Raw genomic sequence first — 12,896 nt, 5'->3', positions numbered from 1 at the left:
TCCCACACTCCCCACACTCCCTACTCCCGATTCCCGATTCCCGATTCCCCACTCCCGATTCCCGATTCCCGATTCCCCACTCCCTTTTTTAATATTTCACATAAAGTCCTAGAAAAATTACTAGACAGTTTGTATTTGTTTTTAACAAAGGTTTCCTTCCTAGCTGCAGTCATAATCCGGTTAATTTCTTCTTCCACAAACTGACTAATTCGTTGCTCTAATTCTTTAACCTCTTGTGCAGAAGCGTAGGCTTGGCCTAACTCCACGAGTTGGTGATGTAATCTTACGGAAGTGCGTCTAGCAATATCAGCTCGAAAGGCTTTCAGGTCTAGCAAGCGACTGACTTGATATTGAGCAGTGAAGCCGATTGTGGCAGCAATTTTGGTCATAGTAACATGCTGACAGTGAAATAAATCTAGTGCTTGTAAAAATTGCTGATGTCTCTGCTTTTGTTGACGACTTAGATAAGCAACGCGGTTTTGTATAACGTCTTGAATAGCAGTAGTTAAACAATCCTGTAGTAATTGGTCATAGGCAGCTAATACCTCGTCTTCCTCCTGATTGTTACTGGTATCATCAGCTGCTAATTGATGCTCAAATTTTCCTAAAGCTTGAGTGGTAACATTCCTGCCACGATTCTTTTTATAGTCTCGAATTAGCTGAGCTAACCGTTGTAAATCAGTAAGTACTGCTTCTGGAGATAGTTTCCCTATGGATGAACCCAAGGTTGTGATCAGCTGTAATTGTTCTTTCCTAGGAATTGGGTAAGGAGTGGTGAGTTTACCTAAGCCTTGTTGTTGTCGTTGTTGGTTAATTTGATTACGCTCTGCTTGCAGTTGACGTACATAAACCGTTTGATAACTTTCTAATAACTCACGATAGTGGTTAATTTCCTGTGCAGTTAGCTGATGAAACTCCGATAGAATACGGTGTAGTTTACCAGGAGTAGTTTGTTTCAGTAATAACCAATCCGTTACCTGCTCAATTCCATAGTATAGTAAAAATTGTTTCACATCCTTATTCGTTTTAACCAGTCTTTTTGTCCAGGAAAATAAGCTACTTTTATTTGGGTCAAAGGTTTGTAACGTATAGCTAGTTATAGAATTAACTCCCCCTAATTTATGCCCTTGCTCGCCCTCAGGATAACGGTCAAGGACTAATGGCAGTAGGTCATTGATGGTAAAGTTATGCTGCTGACCAAATTGCTCTACTAACTGATAACAAACTTCCTTGATTTGGTGAGAAACTAAACAACGTAGACAAACCTCAGCCAGCTCAAGGTCGTCGTCTTGGCTGTGATAAAGTTGCCACAGTCTGCTAATCAGTGCTTGGTCTATGGAGTCTTCACCTGTAGACAAGGTCAGAGATTGGGCACTGATAAATTCCTTAGCCTTTTCTATCGGTTTAGTTTGATGTTGACCCAAACGATTAATATAATTGAGTGTCCAGTATTTGGCTAAGCTGGTTTTCATGAGGGAGTAGGGAGCAGGGAGTAGGGAGTAGGGAGTAGGGAATAGGGAGTAGGGAGTAGGGAATAGGGAAAATTAAGAAAGAAATACCTGGATTTTTTGGTGTTATTGGAAATCAGCCGTTTGTTTCTGATATAGTTGGAAATACTATGGTGAAAGTGAAACCGAACCCTGCTAATACTTTTGTCGGGTTTCGTTGCCTCAACCCAACCTACGCCATGATCTAACGTCAGTCAACAGGACTGGCCAACAAGGGAACAAACTGTCATTCTTACCTATCTGATAAATATCTGAGCCTATGCATTTTGTGGAAAAAACTGGGCTTGAAGTGTATAACTCAAGGGTCTATTCCCTACTCCCTACTCCCTACTCCCTACTCCCTGCTCCCTTAATAATTGCCTAGGCTCAGGAATGTCTCAGATTTAGGTAAATAGGCGATGATACCACATCCTATTAAACTTAAGCAGGTCTTGTTTTTGGCACTTTTCACTCTCTGCCTTACCCCTGGGCAATTCCCTGTTCTGGCTAGATTCCTGAGTTTGCCAGGACTGGATCACGAACAAAACACTGTTAGCCTAGAGCAACAAGGGAGTTTAGCCCCTGGTGATGCCATTTTTGAAGTAGACAGTAAGCAGGCAGAGGCGGACAAAGTATTTAAGCAAGGACTTCGTCACATTCGTCGCAGTGAGTTCCGAAAAGCATTACAGTCTTGGCAGCAAGCATTGGTGATTTATCAACAAATCGGACACCGCCTGGGTGAAGCTCACTCCCTGGGTAATATGGGTCGTGCATACGCTAATCTGGGAGAGTACAAACAAGCAATTAATTATTACCTACCATCGATAGCTATTGCTAGGAAAATTCCAGACCGCGAGGGTGAAGCTCGCTCCCTGACTAATCTGGGGTTTGCATACGGTAATCTGGGAAACTACAAAAAAGCCATTGATTACCACCGACAATCTTTAGACATTTTTAGGGAAATCGGAAACCGCCAAGGTGAAGCTCGCTCCCTGAGTAATCTGGGTAATGCATACGAGAGTTTGGGAGACTACAAAAAAGCGATTGATTACCAGCTAGAAGCGATCGCTATTGCTAGGGAAATCGAAAACCGCGAGGGTGAAGCTGGCTCCCTGGGTAATCTGGCTAATGCATACCGTCATCTGGGAGACTACGAAAAAGCGATTGATTACCAGCTACAATCCTTAGCTATTAAAAGGGAAATCCAAAACCGCCGGGGTGAAGCTTATTCCCTGGATAATCTGGGTATTGCATACCGTCATCTGGGAGACTACAAAAAAGCGATTAATTATCACCGACAATCCTTAGGGATTTTTAGGGAAATCGGACACCGCAAGGGTGAAGCTCACGCCCTAGAGAATCTCGGTATTGGATACGGTAATCTGGGAAAGTACAACAAAGCCATTGATTACCACCAACAATCCATAGCTATTGCGAGGGAAATCGGACACCGCAAGGGTGAAGCTATCTCCCTGAATAATCTCGGTGCTACTTTCTTAGAAATAAATCAACTAGAACAAGCCCAAACTCACCTATTTGATGCCATTGAAATTTGGGAAGATATCCGCCAAGACCTGGGTAATCAAGATGATTGGAAGGTTTCTATTTTTGAAGCACAAGCTCGCAGCTATCGTCTCTTACAACAGGTTTTGGTTGCTCTAGGTAAACCAAAACAAGGCTTAGAAATTTCCGAACAGGGTCGCAACCGCGCTCTGATTGATTTATTAGCGGCACGGTTATCTGAACGTCCTCAAACTAAAGCTCCTACTCTTGAAGACATTCAACGAATTGCTCAACAACAACAAGCCACGTTGGTGGAATATTCCATTGTTGATGACCAAATTTATATTTGGGTGATTGCTCCTACTGGTGAGATTACTTTCCGTAGTAATACCTTACCCCAAGATACTACTCTGGCGGAACTAGTCAAAGTCAGTCGTATGCAGATTGGTGTCAGAGCTAGAGGTAATCAGGGCGTTGCTGATTATGGGTATGATTCCGCCCCCCTAACCCCCCAATTTTGGGGGGAACAAGACTCTCAAAGTCCCCCAAAGTTGGGGGATTTAGGGGGCTTGACCAAAACTAGACGGGGGGAACAAGACTCTCAAAGTCCCCCAAAGTTGGGGGATTTAGGGGGCTTGACCAAAACTAGACGGGGGGAACAAGACTCTCAAAGTCCCCCAAAGTTGGGGGATTTAGGGGGCTTGACCAAAACTAGACGGGGGGAACAAGACTCTCAAAGTCCCCCAAAGTTGGGGGATTTAGGGGGCTTGACCAAAACTAGACGTACGCCCATTCATACTTCAATTCAGCAACTACCTAATCAAAATGCTGCTTCACCACTAAATACTAACAATAGTAATCTACTACAACATCCCCTACACCAACTCTACCAACTGCTGATTACTCCGATTGTTGACGTATTACCAATAACGGCATCAGACCGTATTATTTTTATCCCCCATCAAGAACTATTTCTGGTTTCCTTTGCTGCTCTGCTAGATGATCAGGGAAAGTATCTAATCGAAAACCATACCATTCTCACTGCTCCTTCGATTCAATCTCTGTGGTTCACCCGTAAACATTGGCATCGAGTCCAACACAGCCGGGGAAAACCGTTGATTGTGGGGAATCCCACCATGCCCACGATTAAAATAGGACTGGAACAAAAACCCTTAACCCCTCTCAAGGGTGCAGAAACAGAAGCATTAACCATTGCTCAATTGCTGAATACAAAAGCTATGATTGGTTTGGAAGCCACAGAACCAACCATTGTGCGCAAAATGGCCAAAGCTTCGGTGATCCATTTCGCTACCCATGGTTTACTGGATGATGTCAATAGTATTGATTATCCTGGTGCGATCGCATTAGCTCCTGAGGAACCAGACCATGATGGCTTTCTCACCAGTCGTGAAATTCTGATCAGTGACCAACACCGGAAACCACCTTTATTGAAAGCAAAGTTAGTGGTCCTCAGTGCTTGTGATACGGGTAGGGGTGAGATAAAAGGGGAAGGAGTAATTGGTTTATCCCGTTCTTTGATTGCCGCTGGTGTACCCAGTTTGGTGGTGTCCTTATGGAAAATACCTGATCATGATACGGTCAAGTTGATGAGGGAGTTTTACACTAATATTTATACTCACAAAATGGATAAAGCCAAAGCCATGCGAGAGGCGATGTTATCCATGATCAATGACCCCGATGGTAATCCAGACCCCTCAGCTTGGGCGGCTTTTACTGTGATTGGTGAAGCGAGGTAGAGAATTTGGGGAGTCGGGAGTCGGGAGTCGGGAGTCGGGTGTGGGGAGTCGGGAGTCGGGAGTCGGGAGTCGGGTGTGGGGAAAGTTCGGAACTCTTGCCCCTATTGCCTATTGCCTATTGCCTATTGCCTATTCCTGTTCCCTATTCCCTATTCCCTGTTCCCTATTCCCTGTTCCCTAGTTTGACAGGTAAATTTTCAACTTGGTGCAAGATCTAAGTATTACCTAGCATTACTTCTTTTGGATAACTCAATGGGAGCTAAGAGAAGTTTATCTGGCACTGCTATCGCTGTGGGAGCAGTTTCTGCCACCTCAGATACAGCAGCATCCTGATTTCTGTTAAGTGTACCTGGTGCAACGACTTCTAATAAACCAAAAACAGCAGGACCACCGTAATAGTTTCCGGGGTTATCCGGATCGGGATTTTTCATAAGAATAGAACGATTCCCCAAGGGAGCATCAGGAGCAGCAGTGATGGTGAGGATGAACACTTGCTGATTACTACCTAGATCCTGAAAATCTGTTTGTTCAAAGGTAATACCTGGTGAACCAGTAAATTCAATAGTGGATTGTGAATCGCTGTCAAATGCGTACAGTACAACATTCTCCACGGTAGTCCCTGGCTCAATACGCATATTTAAGCTAGAACGAAACGCTACACTAAGCATTTCCAATTCTCTCAAGACATACGGACGAGGTAATAACTTTGGTTCCCCTGCACAAAGAAGCCCATCTTGGTTGACCTGAGGCAAGCCCAGACCTGCAAGAGCAATTTGGAAAGTTTGAGCAATTTGTGCCCCGTATTCAATATTGAATCCATTGATGGTAATATCGCTAACCGTAAAGCCTAACTCCTCAGGCACTTCATAAACTGCATGGAGAATATAGTCCATTTCCTCGCCAGAGTCCCGTTTACGCCCGCGAATCACCTTCCAGTAGTCTGAGGGTTTAGCATCAACAGGCGCATCAAAGGGTAATTCGTAGGTGTTAAAACTAGGTTCTTGGATGTACAGACCGACGGGATTTGCCAGGGATATCCGAAGTCCAGAACCTGGTGCTCCTGTTCCCCGCACTAATCCGTTAACAGACGCTCCAATGGTGGGATCACTGTTACGGTTTGGGGTACCATACCGACTGCAATTGATCAGCTGGTTTTTGTCTGTAATTGGATTACCGGCTGCATCTCTACGGAGGACTGTGGCTTGTCCAGCTAGAAATACTTCCGCACTTAGGGAATTAGGATTGCTAATCAGGTGAACCGCTCCAGCCGTCGTGGTGCTATTCCAGGCATTGCGATCGTTATAAGCTGGTCGCCCGGTGGCGGGATCGATAACTAAATTACCTTGTTGGTTACGCAGATACAGATCCTCAATTTTGACCTCGGGACTGACTAATTTCTGGTAAAGGCCCAAGACAACATTGGGATCGACTTCCCACAAGGTATACCAGTATTCTCGGTTCTCACATGTGAACATTATTTTGGTAATCTTACCCTGTGCATTGCGGGTGACGCTCCACTCACAATATTCATCCTGCCAGCCACGGGGACCACTCGGACCATAGTTATCCTCCGGGGGTGGTCCTTCGTCAGCATATTGCCACTGGGTACGTTCCCCAACATTGGGATATGTCATTAAAATCCGGTTCGGGAACGCCGTCCATTTAATCGGTACACCCTTCGTTCCTTCTGGAATATCAGTTTTGAGAGGATTGAAATATTGGCTTAGGGGTGGTTGGTTAACTGAACTCCACGGATCGTTTTGCAAGGTTTTTTCTGTATAGCGATTAATGTTATTACTCCAGCGAGTGCGCAATGCTTTTTCCTTTTCTTCTTCTCCACAAAAATCATTTTGATTGGCTGGTGGATCAAATTGAGGTAGTTTAGCCATTGATTGACTCCTTAGTTTTTTAGTGTTATTGATATCGCAATTAAGTTGTTGTTGTTTCAGTTAATTTGTAAGCATTCAGCGGTCAGCGGTCAGCGGTCAGAGCGCTACGCGCAAGGCAAGAGGCAAGAGGCAAAAGGCAAAAGTTGACGTGCATTAGCTTTTCAACTTTTATCAATTTCCTAACCTTAATGCGTAGTGCTATAAAAGCTCACGCTAGGTGCTTAAAATAAACCTAGAACGAGAGAATTTAATAGGTAAGCATTCAGCAGTCAGCGGTCAGCGGTCAGCCGTCATCTATTTTCTTCAAAAGCTGTTCGCGTAGGGTGCGCATAGCGCATAGGCTGATAGCTGATAGCTGATAGCTGATAGCTGATAGCTGATAGCTGATAGCTGATAACTGATAGCTGATAGCTGATAGCTGATAGCTGATAGCTGATAGCTGATAGCTGATAGCTGAATGCTTACCTTAAATCACTCTGGGGAAGTAACAAGCTAAATTCATTCAGGTTACTAATTGTTGGCCAGGATTGAAACTGCTCCCGGTGCTTGACACTTGATTCCATCAGTTGAGCTAACTGCTCCCTAGGAGAAAGTGTGTTTAATTCATCCAAATAAGCCTGAATTTGCTCTTGGACAAAAGATTTCCACTGATTATCAGGTAGTTCCCATGTTTGCAAAAACTCTTGTTCCGCAGTGCATTGGTCAAGGTTAGTAGGATCGCAGGGAGGCTGGTTAGCAGCAGCAACTCTAACTTTCTCGGCAAAATCATTGGGTACACTACTAATCCCATTGATGATTGTGCCTGTTGTGACTTGCTCAGCGTACTGCTGCAAGCTAGACCGCTTTTCGGAAAAGACAGGGTTTTTGAAGTCCACCATCAAGACAGCAGCAATGAATTTATCTGTCAAAATCTTGGCACTTCGCATCCGTGTGAGCATGTAGAGGTCTTCTGCAGCAGGAACTGGCACAAAGAAAGAAAAGTAGCTAGAGCCATCCTCTTCGTACAGTGGAGAATCATCCGGTTTGGTGAAGTCAGATTGAACCAGTTGGAAATGATGGGTATTTAGGTAATTGTCATACTCTTGTCGCTCGAAGGTAATCAGCGGGATATTGTAGTTAAGACCTAAGCTGGTCTTGAGGGCTGAATCCCAAACAAAAAAGTCATTGGGAATACCATTAACAGGACGGTTGGCTGGGCTAGTATTGGCTCCGTTGCTTTCAATATTCGTTGAGGCCAAATTGATGGTAGTGTTGGTGGTCAGATGACGTAGCATCTGGTTGACGTCCGTTAAGTTAATAACTCCTGCTTGTCTTTTGTAGCGATCGCGCAACCAATTTTTATGGTAGTTAATGAAACCACTGCGAATTACCTGCTCAAGCACCTCGGCTCCTTGCAAGTTATTAAAGAATGTTTCTTGGGTCACCCTTAACGGCACTACTAGGGGTGAGATTGGCCCCCGCTGAGAATGCCAATTGTTCCAGGGTGGAGCAAGTTCTTTCATAATCACCACACCATTATGGTGACAATCAAAACAGCCCACTCCCATAGTCGGTTGTGCCCGCGCCATCCCAGAATCCCCAGCCCAAGTCCAAACTTTGGTAGATGTACCTGGTTGTTCACCTACCTGTTCCCGCAATTCATAGAAGTTGTATTTTTTGGCTTGTGCATCCCAGGCAATTACTTGCAAAAAGCTAGAGTTGCCACCGGCAGCTGTACTCACAAGAATATCGGCATTACTGGTGCGACTCGTTCCCCAAGTAAGAACATAACGAAGGTTACGGGGTTCTTCACGGGATGCAATCGTCGTCGGGATTTGACTGCCTTCTCCAAGGAAGTAGTTCGCTGATTCCAAGTTCAGTTGGGAGTCTGCAATAGCAGCAGCTAGAGCATCTACATTCTCTGGAAATGTTCCTTTGCTGAGAATTCCAGTAGCAAATGGATCCTTGAGCATCTGCTCAATTTCATCATCTGTCATTGGTTGAAGGCAGCTATCTATACCCTCAACAAAACGATAAATTTGGTCAGGAATTACGGCAGTGCAGTTAGGGACAGACACAGGCGACAAGATTTCTCTGTCAGGACTACTCCCAAACTTGGGGTGAGTAGCCTTCCGATAACTCCGCCACTGGAAATTACCTGTAGAAAATTGCACGTAGGGAGCCGCAATAGCCTGATTTTGCAATATATCAGCTAGCACCCATGAACTACCTAACAGAAATACCAGTAAAACGGCAAAAATACCAAATTTTGCTAAGTCTACTTTAGGCATTATCCTTTTTAATCTCTTTTTAAACTCCCCGGGATTCTATCCCTGGGATTTTTGTTTCATACACATGACTTGATCATACAAGGAGGCTCATTCAAGGGAATTACAGGACTAAACCAGGCCAAAAAAATTGTCTCCCAGGTTGACTGCATTAAATCTTCCTTGTTAGTTGTCATCGTGAATTTCTATGAATTTAGAAAAGGACTTCAGACAGATTGAACTGTTAACTACCATTTTTCCAAAGCTCTCTGGAATTTCACAGTACCCGCGAGGGTACTCTTGCTCTCACCCTTCCGGGCTTGCCATGGTTTTCCGCTGTTGGCATCGGTTGGAACCCCCGCCGGGGAATGAAACGGGCAAGATGCCCGTTCCACGCCTGATGCCCATTCTAAGCCTGATGCCCATTCCACTCACCGGGTCAAAGTTCCCGATTCCCGATTCCCGACTCCCGACTCCCGACACCCCACACCCCACACCCCACACCCTACTCCCTGTTCCCTGAATCATTGCATAGGCTCAGGAATCTCTCAGATATAGGGAAGTAGGGAATAATTCAATATCCGATATGAAACTTAAGCAAGTCTTATGGTTGGGACTTCTCACTGTCTACCTCACCCCTGGGGTACTCCCTGTTGTGGCTAGTTTCCTCACTGTACTAGCACTGGCTCAAGAACAAAACACGGTTAGCCCAGAGCAAGAAGGAACTATAACCCCTAGTGATGCCATAGTTGAAGTAGACAGTAAGCAAGCCGAGGCGGACAAACTATTTCAGCAGGGAATGAGTCACGTTCGTCGCAGTGAGTTCCCAGAAGCATTACAATCTTGGCAGCAAGCATTGGTGATTTATAAACAAATTGGATACCGTAAGGGTGAAGCTAACTCCCTGTATAATCTGGGTGTTACATACTATCATCTGGGAAACTATAAAAAAGCGATTGATTACCACCAACAATCGATAGCTATTGCTAGGGAAATCGGACACCGCAAGGTTGAAGGTGCCTCCCTGATTGGTCTGGCTACTACATACCATCATCTGGGAGAGTACAAAAAAGCGATTGATTACTACCAACAATCAATCGCTTTTCAAAGAGAAATTGGAAACCGCAAAGGTGAAGCTAACTCCCTGTATAATCTGGGGAATGCATACCGTACTCTGGGAGAGTACAAAAAAGCGATTGATTACTACCAACAATCGATAGCTATTGCTAGGGAAATCGGTTACCGCCTGGGTGAAGCTAACTCCCTGGGTAATCTGGGGAATGCATACTATCATCTGAGAGAGTACAAAAAAGCGATTGATTCCCTCCAAAACTCCTTAGCTATTGCTAGGGAAATTGGAAACCGCAAAGGTGAAGCTAACTCCCTGGGTAATCTGGGTAGTGCATACGATGATCTGGGAGAGTACAAAAAAGCGATTGATTACTACCAAAAATCTTTAGCTATTGCTAGGGAAATCGGAAACCGCCAGGGTGAAGCTAACTCCCTGGGTAATCTCGGTATTGCATACTCTCATCTGGGAGAGTACAAAAAAGCGATTGATTACCACCAACAATCGATAGCTATTAAAAGGGAAATCCGAGACCACCAGGGTGAAGCTAACTCCCTGCATAATCTGGGTGTTGAATACGGTACTCTGGGAGAGTACAAAAAAGCAATTGATTACTATCAAAAATCTTTAGCTCTTGCTAGGGAAATCGGAGACCGCAAACGTGAAGCTAACTCCCTGCATAATCTGAGTGATGCATACAAGAATTTGGGAGACTACAAAAAAGCCATTGATTACCACCAACAATCCTTAGACATTTTTAGGAAAATCCGAGACCGCCAGGGTGAGGCTATGTCCCTGAATAATCTGGGTCTTGTATACAAGAATCTGGGAGAGTACAAAAAAGCGATTGATTACTACCAACAATCTTTAGCTATTGCTACGGAAATCCGAGACCGCGAAGGTGAAGCTAAATCCCTGACTAATCTGGGTATTACATACAAGAATCTGGCAGACTATAAAAAAGCAATTGATTACCACCAAAAATCTTTAGCTATTGCTACGGAAATCCGAGACCACCAGGGTGAAGCTGCCTCCCTGACTAATCTGGGTATTGCATACGATAATCTGGGAGACTATAAAAAAGCCATTGATTACTACCAACAATCCTTAGACATTTTTAGGAAAATCGAACACCGCGAGGGTGAAGCTCGCTCCCTGACTAATCTGGGTATTGCATACAAGAATTTGGCAGACTAGAAAAAAGCCATTGATTACTACCAACAATCTTTAGCTATTGCTAGGAAAATCGGAGACCGCTATGGTGAAGCTAGCTCCCTTAATAATTTGGGTATTGCATACTTTATTTTGGGAGAGTACAAAAAAGCGATTGATTACCACCAACAATCCTTAGACATTTTTAAGGAAATCGGAGACCGCAAAGGTGAAGCTGCCTCCCTGGGTAGTCTGGGTATTGCATACGATAATCTGCGAGACTACAAAAAAGCGATTGATTACTACCAACAATCTTTAGCTATTGCTAGGGAAATCGGAGACCGCAAAGGTGAAGCTGGCTCCCTAAATAATCTCGGTGCTACCTTCTTAAAAAACAATCAACTAAAACCAGCCCAAACTAACCTGTTTGATGCCATCAAAATTTTGGAAAATATCCGCCAAGACCTCGATAATGAAGATGATTTGAAAATTTCTATTTTTGAAACACAAGCTGCCAGCTATCGTAACTTACAACAGGTCTTGATTGCTCAAGGTAAACCAAAACAAGCCTTAGAGATTTCCGAACGGGGTCGCAACCGCGCTCTGATTGATTTATTAGGGGCACAGTTATCTGAAACTACTCAAAAAACTAAAGCTCCTACTCTTAAAGACATTCAAGAGATTGCTCAACAACAACAAGCCACTTTGGTGGAATATTCCATTTTTGGTGGCCAAATTTATATTTGGGTAATTGCTCCCACAGGTGAGATTACCTTCCGTAGTCATACCTTACCCGAAGATACCACTCTAGCTGAACTAGTCAAAGTCACTCGTGATTATGTCGCTGTCAGAGGTAGAGGTAATCAGAATCCTACTTCACCACCAAACCCTAAGGATAGTCATCCACTAAACCAACTCTACCAACTCCTGATTACTCCCATTGTTGACGTATTACCAAAAAACCCATCAGACCGTATTATTTTCATTCCCCATCAAGCACTATTTCTGGTTCCCTTTGCTGCTCTGCTAGATGATAACGGAAATTATCTAATCGAAAACCATACCATTCTCACTGCTCCTTCTATCCAATCTCTGTCGTTTACCCGTCAACATTGGCATCGAGTCCAAGACAGCAACGGAACACCATTGATTGTGGGTAATCCCACCATGCCCAAAATTAATGTAGGACGGGAACAAAAACCGTTACCCGCTCTATCGGGTGCAGAAACAGAAGCCTTAACCATTGCTAAATTGCTGAATACCACCGCTCTGATTGGAGCAGAAGCAACAGAATCAACCATTGTAGAAAAAATGGCCAATGCTTCGGTTATCCATTTAGCCACCCATGGTTTAGTCGATGGTATTTATTATCGAGGTGCGATCGCATTAGCACCTGAGGAACCAGACCATGATGGCTTTCTCACCAGTCGTGAAATTCTGATTGGTTACGGACTACCGGGAAAATCCTTATTGAACGCAAAGTTAGTAGTCCTGAGTGCTTGTGATACTGGTAGGGGTGAGATAAAAGGGGAAGGGGTAGTTGGTTTATCCCGTTCTTTGATTGCCGCCGGTGTACCCAGTTTGGTGGTGTCCTTATGGCAAGTGCCTGATGATGATACGGCCAAGTTGATGAGGGAGTTTTATACGAATATTTACACCCACAAAATGGATAAAGCCAAAGCCATGCGAGAGGCCATGTTATCGATGCTCAATGATGAAGATGGTAATCCAGACCCGAAAGCTTGGGCGGCTTTTACGGTTATTGGTGAAGCTAGGTAGAGAATTGAGGGTGT

The 12,896-nt window shown here is 44.3% G+C and carries 8 protein-coding genes; 5 read left to right on the top strand and 3 right to left on the bottom strand.

The window, feature by feature from the left end; all coding sequences use genetic code 11:
• Nucleotides 1–20 precede the first annotated feature (20 nt).
• A complete protein-coding gene (locus BJP37_RS25365) occupies nt 21–1,472 on the bottom strand; it encodes a hypothetical protein (RefSeq protein WP_075902969.1) in 1,452 nt (483 codons plus the stop codon).
• Between the two features lie 434 nt (nt 1,473–1,906).
• Between BJP37_RS25365 and BJP37_RS42855 the strand changes: the two genes are divergently transcribed.
• Both BJP37_RS42855 and BJP37_RS37380 read left to right on the top strand, forming a co-directional pair.
• Nucleotides 1,907–4,747, top strand: coding sequence for a CHAT domain-containing tetratricopeptide repeat protein (locus BJP37_RS42855; protein WP_229415443.1), 2,841 nt, complete (start codon nt 1,907–1,909; stop codon nt 4,745–4,747).
• Entirely contained in the window at nt 4,734–4,928 is a 195-nt protein-coding gene (locus tag BJP37_RS37380; RefSeq protein WP_158069766.1) for a hypothetical protein, read from the top strand. The genes BJP37_RS42855 and BJP37_RS37380 overlap by 14 nt, the downstream gene beginning before the upstream one ends.
• A 40-nt stretch (nt 4,929–4,968) precedes the next feature.
• Here the strand turns inward: BJP37_RS37380 and BJP37_RS25345 are convergent, their stop codons facing one another.
• A complete protein-coding gene (locus BJP37_RS25345) occupies nt 4,969–6,636 on the bottom strand; it encodes a DUF8225 domain-containing protein (RefSeq protein WP_075902965.1) in 1,668 nt (555 codons plus the stop codon).
• A gap of 461 nt (nt 6,637–7,097) precedes the next feature.
• A complete protein-coding gene (locus BJP37_RS25340; protein ID WP_075902963.1) occupies nt 7,098–8,906 on the bottom strand; it encodes a hypothetical protein in 1,809 nt (602 codons plus the stop codon).
• A 358-nt stretch (nt 8,907–9,264) separates the two neighbouring features.
• Between BJP37_RS25340 and BJP37_RS40040 the strand changes: the two genes are divergently transcribed.
• The 3 genes from BJP37_RS40040 (at nt 9,265) to BJP37_RS41510 (ending at nt 12,882) form a co-directional block, all read left to right on the top strand.
• Nucleotides 9,265–9,405 carry a hypothetical protein gene (locus BJP37_RS40040; protein WP_158069765.1) on the top strand — a complete coding sequence of 47 codons (141 nt, stop codon included), beginning with the start codon at nt 9,265–9,267 and terminating at the stop codon, nt 9,403–9,405.
• 63 nt (nt 9,406–9,468) lie between these two features.
• A complete protein-coding gene (locus BJP37_RS41515; RefSeq protein WP_198954178.1) occupies nt 9,469–11,148 on the top strand; it encodes a tetratricopeptide repeat protein in 1,680 nt (559 codons plus the stop codon).
• A gap of 9 nt (nt 11,149–11,157) precedes the next feature.
• The gene (locus tag BJP37_RS41510; protein ID WP_269087130.1) at nt 11,158–12,882 is read left to right on the top strand and encodes a CHAT domain-containing protein; all 1,725 of its coding nucleotides are present in this window, start codon (nt 11,158–11,160) and stop codon (nt 12,880–12,882) included.
• Nucleotides 12,883–12,896 lie beyond the last annotated feature (14 nt).

This window comes from Moorena bouillonii PNG (assembly GCF_001942495.1).
GTDB classification, from domain to species: Bacteria; Cyanobacteriota; Cyanobacteriia; order Cyanobacteriales; family Coleofasciculaceae; genus Moorena; species Moorena bouillonii.
This window is presented reverse-complemented; position numbering and strand designations above follow the sequence as displayed.

Bases quoted from the DNA above. Each gene is read 5' to 3' on its own strand.
- BJP37_RS25365 (WP_075902969.1), bottom strand. From the start codon at position 1,472: ATGAAAACCAGCTTAGCCAAATACTGGACACTCAATTATATTAATCGT.
- BJP37_RS42855 (WP_229415443.1), top strand. From the start codon at position 1,907: ATGATACCACATCCTATTAAACTTAAGCAGGTCTTGTTTTTGGCACTT.
- BJP37_RS25345 (WP_075902965.1), bottom strand. From the start codon at position 6,636: ATGGCTAAACTACCTCAATTTGATCCACCAGCCAATCAAAATGATTTT.
- BJP37_RS25340 (WP_075902963.1), bottom strand. From the start codon at position 8,906: ATGCCTAAAGTAGACTTAGCAAAATTTGGTATTTTTGCCGTTTTACTG.
- BJP37_RS40040 (WP_158069765.1), top strand. From the start codon at position 9,265: ATGCCCGTTCCACGCCTGATGCCCATTCTAAGCCTGATGCCCATTCCA.
- BJP37_RS41515 (WP_198954178.1), top strand. From the start codon at position 9,469: ATGAAACTTAAGCAAGTCTTATGGTTGGGACTTCTCACTGTCTACCTC.